Here is a 17935-nt window from a genome sequence, read left to right as displayed (position 1 = left end):
TCGGGGTTCCTCCGGCGTGTGCGACGGTCAAAGGAGGCTTGCGGTGACGACGGCGGCCGCGAACGAGGTGCCGAAGATGTCGTGTTGGGCTTGGTCGTGTGTGGTGATGTGGCCGAATGGCTGACCGGGCTCACCGCCGGATGCGTAGACCGAGCTTGCTGTGTCCGGGACGCTGACGTTGTATCCGGACGGGTTGCCGGACCAGTCCCAGGCCTGGACTACCAGGGCTCCGGGGAGTTTGGCGGGGTACCCAAAGCTTTGACCGGTCAGGGTGTTCCCAGCGGCGGCGACCATTGCGGGAAGCCGCACGCCATTTTGCCGACACAACCGCAAGATCATCTCGAGGCTGGTGCCCAGCATGGTGGCGCAGCCGCCGGGAGTATGCGCCGACAGGCTGACGTTCACGATGTCGAATTGTTCGGACCACAGCGCATACGCAAGCCCGCAGAGTAGCTGGTAGCTGGTGGCCAGGTCCGCGTCTACGACACGCACTGGCCAGACGTCGGCCTTCGGCGCGATGGCTCTGATCAAGGACGCGATCGCGGTTCCGTGACCGTTGAGGTCGTCGGCGTCAGCGTCGGGGATCAGTTGGCCGCCTGTGAGGTCCACCATTGTCGGCTTGTTGCCGCCGATGTCGCCGGTGTCGAGTAGCGCCACTCGGTTCCCCGTCGCCGGCGCCGGGAGCTCGCCTGTGGTGGCTGCTGCGACCATCTGCGGGTCGATCCACACCGTGGGTGCCTCGGCGCTGGCTGTGCTTCCTCCGCCTAGTGCGAAGTGGTATCCGGCTTCGCAGATGACCGGGAGGCCGCGTAGGAGCAGTTCGGCTTGTAGCTGATTGCCCACGCCTGGAGGACTGCCGTTTTCGTGGCGTATCAGGGCAACTCGCGGTGCGTGCGGGTGGCCTAATGACCGGTGCAGTCTCTCCAGCGTGGCGACCCGCAGGGTCAGCTTGGGCTTGTTGTGATATGGCCAAGCCGGGTTGAACCGGACGCTGTCCAGACTCGTCCATTGGTGTTCGACCTCGTCCAGGACTTCTTTTGTCCCGGTCAAGGTGCTGAATCCCTCGGCGACGGTGCACATCTCATGACCCCTTGCAGGTGGTGGTCGGTTGAAACTTTGTGACCTGGGCCAGCGGGAGAGTGAGGACCTCGGTGGGGCCACCCTGGATGGCCTTGATCTTGAGCTGACCGCTCACGACATCGGTGATCTCGACGCAGCGCCGCTGAACGGCTGGGCCTGTTTGTAGCGTCGTGTACTCCAGCCACGCCATCGGCGTCGGTGTTGTGGGCTGCAGCCAGAGGATGCCCAGGGAGCCCAGCAGCGTTCCAGCTGATATGGCTGCCAGCGCCACCGAGGTTCGGAGCTTTTTGCCGGCGTGTTCGGCGTGGTTCGAGGTCTCGGCAGCGAGGGCCAAGACGTCGTCGTTCGTCGTGAGATTGACCTTTCTGGGCCAGCCGTAGGCCGCACGATAAATGAGGATGGTCGCGGTCGCGGCGCATGCCAGCGCCGCGCAGACCAGCACGAATGTCACCAATCGCAGCCACCACGGCAGGGCAGTCACGGCGTCTCGCGCCACGATGATCGTGGTCAATCCAAAGAGCCCCAGCAGCGCGCTGACCCCTGGCACCCACTTCTCGGCCGCGACCGTGATGCCGGATCGGGATTCCTCGAGCTTGCTCGAGACGACGCGGGCGGCCCTGCGCAGGTCAGGATCTGTGACCTGCCGGAGGGAGAACGTCTGGCCGTTCGTCGATTGGGCTCGGACCACCCACCAGGCGCCACAGCCCGTGCGCTCGGAGGGCGGATGGCCGGAATGCGGCTCGCTACAGTTGCATTTCATTGCCTGTGGAAGGCCAATCGGGCGCGCCGGGGTCGCCATCGAGAGGGTCACCGTCGCACTCAGCGTGATCTGACCGTTTGCCTGATCCCCGCAGCGGAAGCATTTGCCCGTTGCCAGGAGGCTCGGGCCGACCTGCCAGCCTTCCAACTGCTCGGCGGTCGGGAGGACCTCAGCGTCCCGCCATGCGACCTTGGCCATGGCAACCTCCTGTGATCGGTGTCTATAAGTCGTCTTGCGACCTCCGTCGTTACAGGGCGTGCTGATCAACTCGTGGCGCTGTGGGCCGTGACGTCATGGCGTCATGCCCGTAGCCTGCTGGAATGTCGGCAGCCCTGCCTGAACTGTGGGTCCGGGGTGGCGGCGAGGCCGCCAGTCCCATCACTTATAGTGACCTTTCGCTCGGGCCAATCGGGGTCTGGGACATTGGCTGGCCACTGATCTGCGAGATGGGATCGTCGGCTGCGGTGTCATGGTGTCTGCCCGCGCGCTGCTACATCGGCGCCCCCGAGACTGGTGTACCCCCGCGAATGATCTTGTGTGCCACGGTCGAAGCGTGATCAAATCCGATGGCGAGCGCAGCAAGTTCCGATCCATTGCTTCTCGGCTGACGTGGCGGGTCGTCAAGTCTCGTTCTACATCGCCGCCGTCGCGGGTGAGAAAGCTGGGGAACATTCCGAGTTGTCTTTCCGTCGATTGGGTTGCGGCTTTGCGCGGTCAGGAACTTCTAGACTTGACATCGTTGGTTCAGTCACGAGCCACTTGCCCGGTTCCTCGCGTTGCGGAGGTGCGTGTTGGTGGTCTGGACGGACGGAGCCGGGCCGGCTGACGGTGTCCCGTGCACACGGCGATCGGCACATCGTCGTGCTCGGGTTGGTCGGTGAGCTGTCCGTCGGGATCAGCCGGTATTCCCATGGGGTCGCCCTGGCGATGTGGCCGTGTGATGAAGAGCTGGCCCTGTGGGAAAGGGTGTCGGCGCTGGCCCGCCGGCCGGCTGGGGAGGTCCTGCCGACCGGGTCTGAACGCGGGTGTGGCGAGTGTCGTGAACCCAGCCGCAGTGGCAGCGACCGTCGCGTGCTCCCTGGAACGTGAGGCGGCGGCATCACGCGTGGGCTACTGCCCAATTTCGCGTCTGCGACGTCACGATGACGCAAGATCAATCTCTGAACTACGACGAGCGATGCCATCCAACTGAACGCCAGGAGAATCTGTCGGGGCTCGCTGTGCCGCCGCCGAGGCTTGGAGTTCGCCTCTTTAGTGACTACGATTCAGCTGAGAGTGATCATTATGGGTCGATGGGGTCGAAGTAGGGGGCAGTGTGGAGCAGGGCGAGGACTATGAGGTCCTTCTTGCCGAGCAGAGGGAACGGTTAGCCCGGATACGGGCAGAAGGCACGTCGGATTCAGTGCCGGACATCGACAGCCAGGAGGTGGTGGGAACTTCCGGTAACGGCGCGGTACGTGTGACTATGCGAGATCGACGAGTCACCTTGGCCGCTGTCGGCGCAGGCGTGACCGGACGGCCTCGTCGTGAGGTAGCGGAGCTGCTGCGGGAAGCGGTCAACAACGCTGTGGCGCAATCTTTGGCAGAGGCCCCGAGGGCGGGTGATCCGGGGCCGAACCTTGCCGCGTTGGGTGACCAGCTTGCGGAGTTCGCGCACGACAGTGCCCGGGCATTGCGCCAGGTCCAAGGCGCGGTGGAACAGTCTATGGACAAGCTCGCCGGAAAAGTCCGGCTCCAGGGTGACGCGTCGCCTCAGCACATCGACTTCCTGTTCGAGGACGCGCTGGCAGTCGTGCGGTCCGTGCAGGCCGCACTCGGGAAGGACACTTCGGCGCCGGTTGTCGGAGAAGGGTGGGACGAGTCGGATACGGTCGCAGTCACCGTGTCCCAGGGTGAGCTGATCGAATTGACCTTGCCGGGCTTCGCGCCGCGGATTCCGCCGAGGGAGCTGGAACAGGCGGTGCAGCAGGCGGTGAACGCCGCGCTGGCGGATTGGGAGCGCCGCAAAGCCGCGGCGGACCGGCAGGCAGTGGATCCGGAGGCACTGCGACGGCTGGCGGCGCGAGCCGGCGCGGTCCGTCAGCAGAGCATGGAACACTTGCGCACCTACACGGACAGCATGACGGCGGTCATGCGCAGCGTGGATTGACGAGGGGGAGAGCACGCGATGACCGGAGGATTTGAGGTTTTCCCCGAAGAAATCGGCGGGGCGGCCAAGAAAATGGTGAGCACCGGGCAGTCCCTGAGCGGCGACATCGCGGCGTTCCAGTCGCAGACCGCCGCACTCGGCGACGCCTTCGGCGACGACGACCTCGGCTCAGCGCTCGGGATGATCTACCAGGTCGCCTCCGAAGCGGCTTTCGAGTCCTTCCACGACAACGCCGAGGGCATCAGCGACATCGGCCAGAACCTGCAAGTCATGGCCGACAGCTACGCCGAGTACGAGTCGAGGACCAGAGATTCCCTGCGGCAGTTCTCGGGAGGCCCGGCATGACGAGCGGGATCATGCTGCCGCCCGAACTCTCCGGACTGCTCAACACCCTCGGCTTCAACTGGCCGCTCAGCAACGAGGGGAAGCTCTTCGACCTCGGTGGTCAGTGGTCGTCCTTCGGCGATCGCCTGGGGCCCGCCGCGGCCGAGGCGGATGGTCACGCCCAGCAGGTGCTGAGCACGAACTCCGGCAAGGCCGTCGATCGGTTCGGGACGTTCTGGTCCGACGGCGAGGCGCCGAAACAGAACCTCGACGACGGAGCCACCGCGTCCTCGTTGATCGGCGCTGGTCTCTACGTGTGCGCCGGCGTGGTGATCGCGCTCAAGACCGCCGTCGTGGTGCAGCTGGCGATGCTTGCGGTCGAAATCGCCCAGGCCATCGCCACCGCGGTGCCGACCCTCGGCGCCTCGCTCCTGGAGATCCCCGTTTTCCGGGAAATCACCAAACTGCTGCTGGACCAGGCGCTCAACCTGGCGATCACCGCGGTCCTCAATGGCTAAGGGCAAAGCAGCGGGCAAGGCGGCCGCGGCCGGGGCCGGGGTCCTGAAGCCTGCCTTGTCGAAGCTCCGCAAAGGCCGGCGTCCGGCTGGCGCCGGCGGGAAGTCGAGCGTCGTCGGCAAAACGCCGGGATCGTGGCGCAGCAAGCTCAGCGCGAAGGACAGGGCCAGTTACGACAAACTCCAGAACGCGATGAACGCATCCGCCGGCCGGCCAGCGAGCCGGATTCGCAGCAACCTCTCCGACGCACAAGTGCGCAACGGCCAGAAGCGCCCTTGGTTGCAAAGCATGTACGTGGGCACGGAGATCGAGAAAGACACCGCCCGCCGCGTGGTTCGAGACAAGAACATCACGCACCTGGGGGCAAGCACTCCAGGCAAGGCCGTCCCGGACTTCCAGATCGGCGGTAAGCACAACGTCGACGTCACGGGAAGTAGTGCATCCTCGATAAGGACGCACGAGAGCAGACCGTACTACGACCACCCTGACCAGATCTTGTCCTATCCCAGTATTCCCAAGAACACCCTCAAAGAAATCTTCCGGTAGGACTCCATGGCACAGAAGTACGTCAAAGAAAAATTCGAGTATTGCAAGATTATCGAGCCCTCGGCGACGTTCGCAGGCCTCGCCTTCGAACAGTGCACCTTCGCCGGTGGCGCGCTCATGCAGGAGCAGGATGATCCCGCCTACGGGCTGTTGGTCAGGGATGTCTCCTTGCAGAAGTGCAAGGTGGGGAACGTCGTGCTCTACGGCATCCGGTGTGACGGCGTCACCGTGGACACTCTCGGTCACAGCAAGCCCATCGAGTTCGAAGCGTGCGTGTTCGAGCACGTGGTACTGCGCGGGAATCTCGGTGCTGTCCGCTTTTCCCCGGCCATCGACGACGAGTCGCGGAAAGTGCTCGCACCGGCGGCAGTGAAACTCTATGAAGAGATCGACTGGGCTTTGGACATCACCGAAGCAAAATTCAGCGGCATCGAGATGTGGGATGTTCCCGGGCATCTTGTGAAACGTGACCCAGAAACCCAGTTCCTTGTTCGCCGCGACGCTGCCGCCGCGGCGAATATCGATGCGTTGCCGTTCTATGCGCAAATCTTGATCGAACGCGCCGCCGAGGCGCCGTACGAAACCAGCGTCCTAGCCGCGCCGGCCCGCTCCAAGGACTTCGAAGAGGCTCTCGACGCTTTCCGGAAGCTGCGTGACCTGGGTATCGCTGAATGACCCGCGCGTGGACCGTCCTGTATAGTCCAACTATGCTCGCAAAGCGCCACGCAGGAGTGCGATGATCACCGACGTGTTCAGCGCCGACCCCGCGTCACTGTCCGGTTACCGTGCCGCGGGTTTCCCCGATCCGACGACGTTCGGCTACCTCGCGGTGCGAGCCAGAGGGCTGGACCCCGTGGCCCTCGCGTCACTGGACGTGCTGCTCTCGGACGTCTCCTTCGAGGCCGCGCTGGATACCGCCAATGCGACCCCTTCAGAGAACCCCGACCTGTACGTCTCGCCGGTGATCACGACCCTGAGCGAACGAGTCGTGCGTCTTCTGCCTGCGGTCGGAGACGAGTCTCTCGGTCAACTGACGGCAGACTGGGGACGCACCCCGGAACTGGTCAATCGTGATCCGTTCGCTTTGCGTTCGTGGCTCCAGCGAGTGCGCGAGTTGTGCCGGGACACCGCGCCCGCAGGAAACATGTTATTCGTCTGGAACTGTCTATGAACATCACCGCGCGCCAATTCAAAGCCGCCCAACAGTACCCATGGCTGCAGGCCGCCTACTACCACGAGGATGTCGTCGAGACCACTCTCGGCGCCGCTGCGATCGCCGAAGACCCGAACATCATCACTCCCGGTATCGGTGACGCGATTCCCCTGGATTACCCCGACGCGCTCATGGGCGGAGTCCACTCGGTCCATGTGTCGCCGGAAACCGAGGCCAGCAAGCGCGCACATCTCAGCCGGCCAGGTGTGACCGATCCCGATCAGCTGATCACCTACGCTCCGGCCACGGACGAATTTCTCGCGGAGATCTTCCATTGATGGTGTGAAAAGACGGGCACGGCAACGAGTGGTGGTGCGTCAATGCTCGCGAGTTCGTGGTCCCAGCGAACCGCAGGTGTGGACTGACCTCGGAGCGCTGTGACCAACTGTGGGCCACGATGACGTCGCGGCCCGCAGTTGGTCACAGCGCTGAGAACCTACTGGTACCGGCTCGGCAGCAGCTGCCGGTCACTGTCGGAACAGTACCTCGACCTCATCGGACGTGGGGATGTTGAGCCTGGGACCGTCCACGGCTGCGGTCAACTCGGACGTCGAAGAAGTGACTACCTGGCTACATATCCGTGTACGGGCGTTGAAGACTTCATGAAGTGACTTTGTTCGTTATCTCTGACGTCAGGTATCGCTGAAGATGGACGGCACCCCGCCTCGGTGAAGGTCGGTGTTCGTGGATTTGACGTCAGGGGTTGCTTGCGGTGGGAGCATGGTCGTGCTTCAGGTGTTGAGGAGCGCTCATGCCCTCGATGTCGAAGGTGGAGCTCTACGCCGCGATCCGCCGGGACTCCCGTGCCGGGGTGTCGGGGCGTGCGATCGAGCGCAAGTACAACGTCGGCTGGCGGACGGTGCAGAAGGCGCTGACCTCGGCGTGGCCGCCGGAACGCAAGGGGCTATCCGCAGCGGTCCTCGAAGCTGGATCCGTTCAAGCCGGTGATCGACGCGATGCTGCGGGAGGATCTGCGGGCACCGCGCAAGCAGCGGCACACGGTGACGCGGATCTACGGCCGGTTGATCGACGAACACGGCATGACCGACGTGTCCTATCCGGTGGTGCGGGCCTACGTCGCTGCCCGCAGACCGGAGATCGCCCAGGCCGCGGGCATGGGGGTCGCGGAGCTGTTCGTGCCGCAGACGCACCGCCCCGGCGAGGAGGCCGAGGTCGACTTCGGTGAGGTCGCGGTGCGTCTGCGCGGGGAGCAGGTCACGGTGATGCTGTTCGCGTTGCGGATGTCGTTCTCCGGGAGGGCGGTGCACCGGGTGTTCGCCTCCGGCGGTCAGGAGGCGTTCTTCGAGGGCCACGTCCACGCGTTCAGGGTCCTCGGCGGGGTTCCGACCGGCAAGATCCGCTACGACAACCTCAAAGCCGCGGTCGCCCAGGTGCTGGGCTTCACCCGCAACCGGGTGGAGACCGAACGCTGGACGGCGTTTCGCTCGCACTGGTCTGTCGAGCCGTTCTATTGCCAGCCGGGTGAGCGGGGCGCCCATGAGAGGGGCGGGGTCGAGGGCCAGATCGGTTGGTTCCGTCGCAACCACCTGGTCCCCGTTCCCGAGGTCGAGTCGCTGGCCCAGCTCAACGACATGATCGACGGCTGGGACCAGGAGGATCTGGACCGCCGGATCGGGACCCGACCGCGCACGGTCGGGGAGATGTTCGCCGCGGAGGCTCCGCTACTGGCGCCGTTGCCGGACGAGCCGTTCGAGACCGGCCGCTGGTTCACCCCGCGGGTCGACCGCTACGCGCAGATCACCGTCCGCACCAACCGTTACTCGGTGCCGGCGTGGTTGATCGGCCGACAGGTCAGGGTCCTGTTGCACGCCTCCGAACTGGTCGTCTTCGACAGCCGCACCGAGGTCGCCCGACACGAACGGTTGCTGGCCAAGGGCGAGACCCGCCTGGGTCTGGATCACTACCTGGAAGGGTTGCTGCGCAAACCCGGTGCGCTGCCCGGCGCGACCGCGTTGGAGCAGGCACGGGCAGCGGGCAAGTTCACCCCGGTCCACGACGCCTGGTGGTCCGCGGCGCGCAAGGCCCATGGCGAACGCGACGGCACCCGAGCCCTCATCGAAGTCCTGCTGCTGCACCGGCACATGAGCCACGACCACGTCGTCGCCGGCTTGGCCGCGGCGCTGCGGGTCGGGGCGTTGACCGCCGACGCGGTCGCGTTGGAAGCCCGCAAGGCCGCCGAACTCGACGAGCCCGTCACCGACACGTATGCCACGCCACACCGGTCCGAGCCACCGGTGAAGGTGACCTCGCTGACGCAGCGGCGGTTGGCTCAGCTGCCTCATGACACCAGACCGTTGCCGTCGGTCGCCGCCTATGACGACCTGCTGCCCAGCCGTCGCGCTCGACAGGGAGGAACCGACTCGTGACCATCCATCGCCATCGGGGCCTGACCGAGCAGGCCGCCGACGCCGCCGTCGACCAGGCCTGCCGGATGCTGCGGCTGCCGACCATCCGCGCCAGTTTCCCGAGTTGGCCGATGCCGCGGCTCGCGACCAGATGTCTTATCGGGGTTTCCTGGCCGAGTTGCTCATGGCCGAGTGCGACGACCGCGCCCGTCGCCGTTCCGAGCGTCGGATCAAGGCCGCCGCGTTCCCTCGTGAGAAGTCGTTGCGGGCCTTCGAGTTCGAGGCCAACCCGAACGTCGACCCGGCGGTGATCCACACCTTGGCCACCTCCGACAGGGTCAAGAAGGGCTTGCCGCTCTGCTTGATCGGCGACTCCGGCACCGGCAAGTCGCACCTGCTGATCGCGTTGGGCACCGAAGCGGCGATGGCCGGGTTCCGAGTCCGCTACACCTTGGCCACGAAGCTGGTCAACGAGCTGGTCGAGGCCGCCGACGACAAGGTTCTCACCAAGACCATCGCCCGCTACGGACGAGTGGATCTTCTTTGCATTGATGAAACGTCGTGGACCTGCCGGGTGGGACGCCGGTGGCGCGGTGGCTTTCGCTCTACGTCGGGGATCACCCGCACACCGATCCGTTGTTGAACGTCTTCGAGGCCGATCTCTCCGGCCTGCCCCCACTGCTCGTGCAGTCCGGCACCGGCGACATAGTGTTGCAGGAGACGCGCCGCTTCGTCGACCGTGCCGCCGAGTACGGCGTGGACGTCCGGCTCGACCTTTACCCGGTGGGCACGCACGTGTTCCACCTGTTCTGGTCGTTTCTGCCGGAGGCCGCGACCGCGCTCGAGCAGATCGCCGAGTTCTTGCGCTCACCCGTCATCGACACTGCAGCCGAGGCCGGCTGACAGCCGAAGCTATGAGGACACCACCACGGACTGACAACAATGTCCGGTCATCGGCATGAGCGCGCCTGCCCGCTCGCCGTCGACCGACTCACGGCACGAGAGTGCGTTGGCAGTGCACGTGATGCGTCGTTGGTCGCCACAGCTCGCTCGGCAGGGCCGACGCTGGCGATCAACGGTCCCGGTCAGTGACGGGTTCACCTGCAGCGCCCACGGGCGGCCGGCAATGGTCACTGTCTCGACATGGTGGTGCGGTGTGGCGTCGGGAGGCAACTCGTCGGGGGTGATGACCCATTCGTTGGCCGACGACGCGACAGCCAGTCGCCGGTGTCGAATCTGAGGACTGCTCGATCGCGGTGAGCGCTGGTAGTCCGGCGTGGGCGCTGGGCGACGGCGAGCCCGGCCTGCTTGGCGACGGCGCTGTCTGCCGCCGGTACCCGGCTGCTGCGAGGTTGCTGGGGAGTGTCCCGAGCGCGGTGCCGTCAGCGTCGCACCTAGCACGGCTGAGCCGAGCGGCACCGCCGAACCGGCGGAGCGCGTTGGCCGCGGCCAACCCGACCTGATGCGGCCGGCATCACCCTCACCCATCCACGTGGGTCAATCGCGTCGGGACCAGCATCGCGTGGCACGGGCCGCGAGTGTCGGTCGAGCCGGATTCACCCAGGCGCCTCGGTTATCGGCGCAGTTGTTTAGTGCACCTGCCCGCTACTAAACAACGCCGTGGCCTGCTGTGATGAGGGTAGCTAAACCGTCGATACATCGCTGATCTCAGGCACGGCAACCAAATCAATGCTGTGTCGTTTAGTGGTGCCGTTGGGCAGGTAGAGGCACCAGTATTGAATTCGATCATAGGGAGAGCAATGTCGGTTCGAAGACGTTCGTACGTATTGACCCGGCTCGGTTCGGGACGGAGGGGAAGACTCTCGAAAGGGACCGCAGTCGCCGTCCTGCTGCTTACCTTGACAAATCCGGTAGTGCTGCCCGCCGGGGCGGCGGCCAGACCCGCCTGCCCAGCGCAGCGGCCGGACCCGCAGTCCGCCGGGATGGCGGCGCGGGCGTGTGGGAGCCGGGTGGAGGTGCTGTCCCAGCGGACGGAGACCACCCAAGTGTGGGCCCGGCCGGAGGGCGGCCTCAGCACCGAGATCTACGCCGGCCCAGTCCGCTTCAAGAAGGACGGCGCCTGGCGGACGGTGGACCTGACGCTGCAACCGACCGCCGACGGCGCGGTCGAGCCGATCGGGCACCCGCGCGGTCTGCGCTTCTCCGGTGCCGCGACCGGCTCCGGCGAGCAGCTGCTGGCACGGGTCGAGACCGGTGACGACTCGGTCGGCATGCTGTGGACCGGTCCGCTGCCCGCCCCGGTGCTCGCCGCGAACACGGCGACCTACCGCGAGGTCCGGCCGGGCGTCGACCTGGTGCTGACGGCAACCCGGCTCGGGTTCGAGCAGTCGCTCGTGGTCAAGAACCGGGCGGCGGCCGCCCAGGTGGCGACCACGACCGTGCCGCTGCGCAGCGGCGGCCTGCGGTTCGTCGCCGACGGCCCGGCCTCGTTCGCGATCCGCGACGCCGCCGGGACCACCGTCGGCCGGGTGCCGGCGCCGACGATGTGGGACTCGTCGGTCGGCGCGAGCGGCGAGCGGGCCCGGGAGAACGGCCTCGCCGTTCAGGTCAGGCCGCGCGGATCGGCGAAGCCTGCGGCGACACCGGCCAAAGGAGCCGACGCCGCGGGCGGCACCGGCGCGGTCGACCTGCGGCTCACCGCCGACCAGGCCTGGCTGCAGGACCCGAAGACGAAGTACCCGGTCGTGCTGGACCCGCAGATCGAGCTGGACCCGGCCTCCGACACCATCGTCCGCAACGACGAGCTCTCCACCAGCGGCAAACCCGACCACTCCGGCGCCGACTACCTCGCCTACGGCAAGGCCACCAGCTACCTCGCGCGGTCCTTCATGCAGTGGCCCGCGGCGCAGTTCGCCGGCGCCCGGATCACCAACGCCACGCTGAGCCTGTGGAACTGGTACTCCGGCAGTTGCGCGCAGACCGGCTGGCTGGTCTGGGACACCGCCCCGTACACCAACCCGATCTGGTGGGACACCGCCCCCGCGTTGCTGACCAACGACGGCTACTCCACCCAGACGGCCGGCTTCAACTCCTCCTGCAACGACGCCTGGGTGAACGCGGGTGTCGCGCCGCTCTTCCAGCGCGCGGCCGACGCCGGCAAGCCGACCGTCTACATGGGACTCACCTCCTACAACGAGACCAATCCGAGCCTGAGCTGGAAACAGGTCCGGTCGCGGCAGGCCCCGAACACGGCGCAGATCCCGGTCGTGCGGCTCGACTACGAATACCCGCCCCAGTCCGGCCTCTACCGCTACGGCGTGAACTACCCGTACGGCCTGGCCGCCGTCGACTATGCCTACTCGGCCCAGGGCATGTGGAAGGACCTGAACGGCCTCCGGTACCTGCTCAACCGGTACAAGGAGTTCTGGAGCCCGATCAAGTACACCGCGGAGTACCCGCCCCCGCACGAATGGAACGAGGCCGGGCTCATCGGTCAGGTGGCGCCGCTGGACGTCCGGCAGACGGCCCTGGACGTCAACAACCACCTGCTGTTCGACTACGACTACAACGACGACGTCGATCCGGTCCCGGCCGGTTTCGCGTTCCACGAGCACTTCGGCAAGGGCGTGGGCGGGTCCGATCAGGGACGGCCGTACCACCTGTTCTGGTTCGACGACAACTGGCTGGCGCGCCACATGGCGCAGGCCTACAGCCGGCCGCAGCCCAACGGCCTGAGTGACAACGGCAGTCAGATCCGGTGGCAGATCATCTCCGGCGATCAGACCTGGACGCCGTACGATCAGCTTCCGATCGAGGAGAAGGAGAAGAACCAACTCGACCGGCTCGTGCTGGACGGCCTCTACTACCTGTCCGCCGGATCGCAGCAGAAGACCCTGGACAAGTGGAACTTGGTTCTGGGCAAGGCCAGGCCTGCGATGAACCCCGTCTGGAACATCTACGACTACCCGGGCCTGTTCGAGAACTACCACATCGGGCTGATGAAACTGTTCGCCGACCTGCTTCTCGTCCACCACACCGGCCTGACCGACCTCCAGCGGCGTGACCTGGAAATGCACTCGGCGTCCCTGCGCAGCCAAATCGTCTTCAGGCAGCAGCGGGTAGGCGGCACCGGGGCGTTGCTCGGGTGGACGACGGACACGGACCTGGAGGAGAAACCCGCGTCGCTGATGAACATCGAGACCCTCGCGGTGAACGCGCTGGCGCTCGGCGCGGGCGCCAAGCTGACCTACAGCCCGGGCCAGGCGCCGCTGCAGACGCCTGCGGAGGGCAACTACCGCCGGACCGCCACCGGTCTGCTCGAGGCGGTTCCGGGCACCAGCGCCCCGGGCCACATGACCTTCGGGCCGAACCACACCCTCGCCCCGGGTTCGTACAACGTGGAGTTCGTGATGCGCTCGGTCACCCCGGCCGCCGGCACCCAGGTGGCCAACATCGAGGTCTACGACGCCCGGGGCAACAATTCGGTGCCCCCGCCGGAGATCCTGAGGGCGGAGCGCTTCGCCACGGACGGCAGCTACGACCGGTTCATCCGGTTCACCGTCCCGTTCACGGTGACCTCGGCCGACAACAGCCTGGAATTCCGGGTCTGGTGGTACGGCGGGAACCCGCTCGAGATCGCCGAGATCCGGGTCCGCTGACCGCGTGAACACGGACCGCTGCCGGCCCCGGTCCGTACGGACCGGGGCCGGCAGCGGTGTGACTAGACGCAATCCCAATAGAACTTCAGAACGCTTCGCGTTTGCGGGCCATAGCCACCGTCGGCCTTGATGCCGTGGGCTCTCTGGACGTTCACCAGCGCGTTGAACGTGTTGCCGCCGAAATCGCTGTCCGGGCCGTTCGGGCCGACGTACTGGTGGTAGCAGTTGACCAGGGCCATCTGCAAAGCCCAGACGCCCCAGCTGTAGTTGCCCCGGAGCATCCAGCAGTTCGTCTCCCCGGAGCTGGTCGAGGGTACATACCCTTCGCCGGAGATGGTGGTCCAAGTGGTGCACTGCGGAGTCGCGGCACCGGCTGGGGCCGCGGTGACGAGCAACCCGGCGAGCACCACGGCGACCGCCAGCACCGTTGCCTTCCAACGCCTGCTGAACCCACGTCGTGACGGACGATTCATTTCTTCCTCCCTCTTTTTTGACCGGTTTGTCGTGCGATCCGAGCAGGGCGCCCCGGGATCAGCTTGACGCTGTCTGGAGGTAACCGCTCGAGGCGGAGTAGTTGACCGGACACGCCGTGATCGACACCGGGTAAGGGATAGAGGTGACCCAGGGGCCTCTCCTTCGACGTCCAGACGGGCGGCAACCCGGAGATCGCCGCGAATCCGCGCTCACACCGGTCTTCCTGTGCCAGCAGAGCAGAACACCGGGTTGTCCAGTAGGGGTGTCCGGCGCTAAACAACCCCGGTGAAAGCCGAGGTCAGGACGCTTCGCCCAGGTATGTTCCGCGTTCTTCCGCGGTCAGGGAGCGGGTGACGCGGGTGTCGGCCATGGTTCGGACCTCGTCGATGGGTCCGCAGACCTCGCAACGGACGAAGCGCACCGTGCCGTCCCCGTGCGCGGTGAGCAGGCCGACGCCGTCGGGTTGAAACACGACCTGCTCGACGGACGCGCCATGGCCGCGCAGCGCCACCAATTCCTTCCCGTCGGGCAGGTCCCGGATTCGCAGGGTGCCGTCGTTGCCGGCGGTGGCCATCCGCCGTCCGTCAGGGCTGATGGCCATGGCCCACACCGGGCCGCGGTGACCGCGCAGGATACGAGGCTGCCCTTGGCCGTCGCCGCGCCAGATCCGGATCGAACCGTCGTCGCCGCAAGTGAGCAGGTGCTGCCCGTCCGGGGTGAAGGCGACGCACCACACGAGGCCGGGACCACCGCGGATGACCCGTGGTGTGCTGGAGCCGTCGATGCGCTGGATCCGCACGGTGCTGTCCTGGCCGGTGCTGGCCACGCTCTGCCCGTCCGGGCTGAACGTGACGGACCAGACCTCGGAATGATCGTGGCCCTGCAGTTTGTTCGGGGCCCCGCGGCCGTCGGCCGGCCAGACCGTCACCACGCCGTCACGGCCACCGCTGGCCACGCGCCGCCCGTCGGGGCTGAACGCCACGGATCTGACCGGTTGATCATGATCCAGGACTGCGACGGCTTTGCCTTCGACGGCATCCCAGATCTTGACCGTGCCATCCTTCCCCGCGCTCGCCACCCGCCGGCCGTCGGCGCTGACGGCGACCAGCCGGACGGAGCCCTCGTGGCCCGGCAGCACCAGCGGGTCACGTCGGTTCGGAGCCCGCCAGAGGCGGACGGTTCCGTCCAGGCCACCGCTCGCGATCGTCCGCCCGTCGCGGCTGACGGCCACCGACCACACCGGGCCGTCATGGCCGTACATCACCTGGGGAGCACCCGGGTAGGCGGGATCCCAGAGCCGGATCGTGCCGTCGCCGCTGCCGCTGGCCACCCGCTGACCGTCAGGGCTGAACGAGACACTCCACACCGGGCCGTCATGGCCGTGGAGTTCCAGGGGGTTCGGGAGTTCGCCGGCGGTCGTGTTCCACACGCGGACGGTGTCGCTGCCGCTGTGCCCGCTGGCGATCCGTCGTCCGTCCGGGCTGAAGGCCACGGTCTCGACCGTGCCGTCGCTGGCGCGCAGCACGAGCGGCTCACCTTCACCGGAGGTGTTCCAGATCCGTACGGTGGTGTCGTAGCTGCCGCTGGCCAGCCGCTTTCCGTCGGGGCTGAAGGCGATCTGCTCGATCTCGCCCTCGTGCCCGCGCAGCACCACGGGCGGGCCCGCGCCGTCGCCGCGCCACACCCGCACCTCGCCGTCGACGCCGCCGGCGGCCAGGTGCGCCCCGTCGGCACTGAACGCCACCGCGAGCCCGGTTCCCCCGCCCAGCGGCAGGAGCGCCGGCCGTTGTGGGGCCGCCCGATCCCAGAGTTGAACGAGACCGTCATCGCCTGCCGCGGCCACCCGTTCACCCGACGGGCTGACCGCAACGCCCGATACGCCGCCGCCGTGTCCCTTCAGCACGATCGGTGCGCCACCACCCACGAGGTCCCACACGGTCACCGCGTCGTCCTCGCCGCCGGCCGCCAGCCAGCGGCCGTCACGGCTGAACACCGGGCTCCACACGTGTCCGGTGTGCCCCGGCAGCACTTGTGGTGACTCGCCGAACCTGTCCGGCCCCTCCACCCGCCAGACCCGGACAGTGCCGTCGGCGCCGCTGCTCGCCAGCTGTCGGCCGTCCGAGCTGTACGCCACCCCGAAAACCTGGGTCTGCCCCGACGGGTGCACGGCTCGGATCCGCGAGTCGGCCACCGCCTGCCGCAACACCGCTGCGGCCTCGTCGATCGGTTTGGTGTCGTAGGCCTCCCGCGCCAGCAGCACCGCCAGTTCCTGGTCGATCTGCAGCTGGTCGCGGGCGTTGGCCACCAGTTGCCGTGCGAGCGCCCGGTCCCGCTCGTCGCGGGCCCGATTCGCCTGTGCCGCCGCGACCAAGGCCAGCACGCTTGTCACCACCAGGCCCATGACCAGGCCGGTGACCGCCAGCCGCAGCCGGCGGCGACGTAGCCGGGCCTCTCGCGCGGCTCGTTGCCGGCTTTCTGCCAGGAAATCGCGCTCCTGCTCGTTCAGTCCCGCCATTGCGCGGCCGTCCCAGGCGCCCAGCCGCACGCCCCGGTACAACAGGTCCGGATCGCGGCCGTGGGTGTCCCAGGTGTCACTGTCGTGCGTCAGTTGCCGGTGCAGCCGCAACGTCTCCCGATCCCGGTGCAGCCAGCCGTGCAGCCGCGGCCACGCGCCGATCATCGCCTCGTGCGCGATCTCGACCGTGTCCTGACCCACGACGACCAGGCGAGCGGCGGCCAACTCGCGGAGCACGACGTCCACCCCCGGAAAATCCAGCTCGTCCCGAGCGACCCGGCGGCGGGTGTCCGACATCCCGCCCTCGCCCAGGACGACCAGCCGTACGAGGATCTCGCGGGCGGTGGCCGCCTGGTCTTCGGTGAATCGCTGGTACACGGCCTCGGCCGTCCGGGCGACGGCGGACGCGACCCCGCCCGCTGCCTCGTACCCGGTGACCGTGAGCGTGTCGCTGCGTCGCTGCTGCCAGGTCTCCAGCAAAGCGTGTGACACCAGCGGCAACGCGCCCGGCTGCCCGGCCACCTCGGCGAGGATCTTGGTCACCAACGCCCGCTCCACCGTGACACCAGCCAGGTGCGCCGGTTTCGTGATCACCTCCCGCACGTCGTCGTCGGTCAGCGAGTCGACCGGCACGCTCGCTTCGGCCAGCAGCGAAGCCAAGCCCGGCAGCTGAATGCACCGGGCGTAGAAGTCCGCACGTACCCCGATCACGGTCGCGCCGCACGGTCGGGCGGCACGGGCGGTCAGCGCGTCGACGAACTCGCTCCTCTCCAGCGCATCCGTGCACAAGGTGAACAACTCCTCGAACTGGTCGACGACCAGAACGACATCGTCCGCCGGCACCTCGCGCAACGCCATCGCCGGCCGAGCTCCAGGAGTGATCACCACCGTGTGCCGGTCGCGCCCGCACAGCACCGGTACGAGCCCGGCCCGCAACAGCGAGGACTTCCCGCAACCGGAAACGCCGAACACCGCCACGAACCGCTGCCGGTCCAGCAGGTCCACCAACCGGGCGGTCATGCGCCTGCGCCCGAAGAATCGTTCGGCGTCGTCGATGCCGTACGAGGCCAACCCCAGATACGGAGTGACACGATCATCCTCGACCGGCGCACCTGGCGACTCGCCGGCTACGCGCCGCCAACGCTGCTCCCACTTCCCCGGATCGCCGTTACACGCACGGACGAACGCCAACGTCACCGCGAGGCTCGGCAGCCGCCGCCCGCCAGCGGCATTCGCCAACGAGGCAGCCGAATACCCGGCCCGCTCAGCCAACTCGCGATAACCGGGACCACCGGCCCGCGCACGCAACTCCCGCAGCTCCGCAGCGAACGCCGCGACCGATCCGGCGGAAGGGTCCAAGGGACGCTCAGGAC

General features: G+C 67.2%; 14 protein-coding genes and 1 pseudogene. 11 read left to right on the top strand and 4 right to left on the bottom strand.

The window, feature by feature from the left end:
- Positions 1 to 27: 27 nt before the first annotated feature.
- The gene (locus tag AB0F52_RS30225; protein ID WP_360178374.1) at positions 28 to 1080 is read right to left on the bottom strand and encodes a S8/S53 family peptidase; all 1053 of its coding nucleotides are present in this window, start codon (positions 1078 to 1080) and stop codon (positions 28 to 30) included.
- A 1-nt stretch (position 1081) separates the two neighbouring features.
- Positions 1082 to 2038, bottom strand: coding sequence for a hypothetical protein (locus AB0F52_RS30220; RefSeq protein ID WP_360178371.1), 957 nt, complete (start codon positions 2036 to 2038; stop codon positions 1082 to 1084).
- Positions 2039 to 3155: 1117 nt separating this feature from the next.
- Here AB0F52_RS30220 and AB0F52_RS30215 point away from each other — a divergent pair.
- From AB0F52_RS30215 to AB0F52_RS30165, 11 genes and pseudogenes are all read left to right on the top strand, one after another.
- Positions 3156 to 3989, top strand: a complete 834-nt coding sequence (locus AB0F52_RS30215) for a hypothetical protein (protein WP_360178368.1) — start codon at positions 3156 to 3158, stop codon at positions 3987 to 3989.
- An 18-nt stretch (positions 3990 to 4007) separates the two neighbouring features.
- Positions 4008 to 4334 carry a hypothetical protein gene (locus AB0F52_RS30210; RefSeq protein WP_360178365.1) on the top strand — a complete coding sequence of 109 codons (327 nt, stop codon included), beginning with the start codon at positions 4008 to 4010 and terminating at the stop codon, positions 4332 to 4334.
- Positions 4331 to 4831, top strand: a complete 501-nt coding sequence (locus AB0F52_RS30205) for a hypothetical protein (protein ID WP_360178362.1) — start codon at positions 4331 to 4333, stop codon at positions 4829 to 4831. The genes AB0F52_RS30210 and AB0F52_RS30205 overlap by 4 nt, the downstream gene beginning before the upstream one ends.
- On the top strand, positions 4824 to 5375 hold the full coding sequence (locus AB0F52_RS30200; RefSeq protein ID WP_360178359.1) for a hypothetical protein: 552 nt from the start codon (positions 4824 to 4826) through the stop codon (positions 5373 to 5375). The genes AB0F52_RS30205 and AB0F52_RS30200 overlap by 8 nt, the downstream gene beginning before the upstream one ends.
- A 6-nt stretch (positions 5376 to 5381) precedes the next feature.
- Positions 5382 to 6050 (top strand): hypothetical protein, encoded by a 669-nt coding sequence (locus AB0F52_RS30195; RefSeq protein WP_360178356.1) that lies wholly within the window; start codon positions 5382 to 5384, stop codon positions 6048 to 6050.
- A gap of 61 nt (positions 6051 to 6111) precedes the next feature.
- Positions 6112 to 6546, top strand: a complete 435-nt coding sequence (locus tag AB0F52_RS30190; protein WP_360178354.1) for a hypothetical protein — start codon at positions 6112 to 6114, stop codon at positions 6544 to 6546.
- On the top strand, positions 6543 to 6866 hold the full coding sequence (locus AB0F52_RS30185) for a hypothetical protein (protein ID WP_360178351.1): 324 nt from the start codon (positions 6543 to 6545) through the stop codon (positions 6864 to 6866). Before AB0F52_RS30190 ends, AB0F52_RS30185 begins: the two co-directional genes overlap by 4 nt.
- A gap of 482 nt (positions 6867 to 7348) precedes the next feature.
- Positions 7349 to 8975: pseudogene (istA, locus tag AB0F52_RS30180) on the top strand (IS21 family transposase).
- A gap of 103 nt (positions 8976 to 9078) precedes the next feature.
- Positions 9079 to 9597: an ATP-binding protein gene (locus tag AB0F52_RS30175; RefSeq protein ID WP_360178348.1), complete on the top strand. Its 519-nt coding sequence runs from the start codon at positions 9079 to 9081 to the stop codon at positions 9595 to 9597.
- Complete coding sequence (locus AB0F52_RS30170) at positions 9594 to 9857, top strand: alpha/beta hydrolase (protein ID WP_360178345.1); 264 nt, start codon at positions 9594 to 9596, stop codon at positions 9855 to 9857. The genes AB0F52_RS30175 and AB0F52_RS30170 overlap by 4 nt, the downstream gene beginning before the upstream one ends.
- Before the next feature lie 1067 nt (positions 9858 to 10924).
- On the top strand, positions 10925 to 13573 hold the full coding sequence (locus AB0F52_RS30165) for a DNRLRE domain-containing protein (RefSeq protein WP_360178342.1): 2649 nt from the start codon (positions 10925 to 10927) through the stop codon (positions 13571 to 13573).
- Positions 13574 to 13635: 62 nt separating this feature from the next.
- Here AB0F52_RS30165 and AB0F52_RS30160 read toward each other — a convergent pair whose 3' ends face one another.
- On the bottom strand, positions 13636 to 13998 hold the full coding sequence (locus AB0F52_RS30160; RefSeq protein WP_360178339.1) for a peptidoglycan-binding domain-containing protein: 363 nt from the start codon (positions 13996 to 13998) through the stop codon (positions 13636 to 13638).
- 347 nt (positions 13999 to 14345) lie between these two features.
- Complete coding sequence (locus AB0F52_RS30155; protein ID WP_360178934.1) at positions 14346 to 17759, bottom strand: hypothetical protein; 3414 nt, start codon at positions 17757 to 17759, stop codon at positions 14346 to 14348.
- Positions 17760 to 17935 lie beyond the last annotated feature (176 nt).

Source organism: Amycolatopsis sp. NPDC024027 (assembly GCF_040638975.1).
Classification (GTDB): domain Bacteria; phylum Actinomycetota; class Actinomycetes; order Mycobacteriales; family Pseudonocardiaceae; genus Amycolatopsis.
The sequence above is the reverse complement of the archived record's forward strand: the minus strand, read 5'-3'. Positions and strand labels throughout refer to the sequence as shown.

Bases quoted from the DNA above. Each gene is read 5' to 3' on its own strand.
- AB0F52_RS30225 (WP_360178374.1), bottom strand. From the start codon at position 1,080: ATGTGCACCGTCGCCGAGGGATTCAGCACCTTGACCGGGACAAAAGAA.
- AB0F52_RS30220 (WP_360178371.1), bottom strand. From the start codon at position 2,038: ATGGCCAAGGTCGCATGGCGGGACGCTGAGGTCCTCCCGACCGCCGAG.
- AB0F52_RS30210 (WP_360178365.1), top strand. From the start codon at position 4,008: ATGACCGGAGGATTTGAGGTTTTCCCCGAAGAAATCGGCGGGGCGGCC.
- AB0F52_RS30205 (WP_360178362.1), top strand. From the start codon at position 4,331: ATGACGAGCGGGATCATGCTGCCGCCCGAACTCTCCGGACTGCTCAAC.
- AB0F52_RS30200 (WP_360178359.1), top strand. From the start codon at position 4,824: ATGGCTAAGGGCAAAGCAGCGGGCAAGGCGGCCGCGGCCGGGGCCGGG.
- AB0F52_RS30195 (WP_360178356.1), top strand. From the start codon at position 5,382: ATGGCACAGAAGTACGTCAAAGAAAAATTCGAGTATTGCAAGATTATC.
- AB0F52_RS30190 (WP_360178354.1), top strand. From the start codon at position 6,112: ATGATCACCGACGTGTTCAGCGCCGACCCCGCGTCACTGTCCGGTTAC.
- AB0F52_RS30185 (WP_360178351.1), top strand. From the start codon at position 6,543: ATGAACATCACCGCGCGCCAATTCAAAGCCGCCCAACAGTACCCATGG.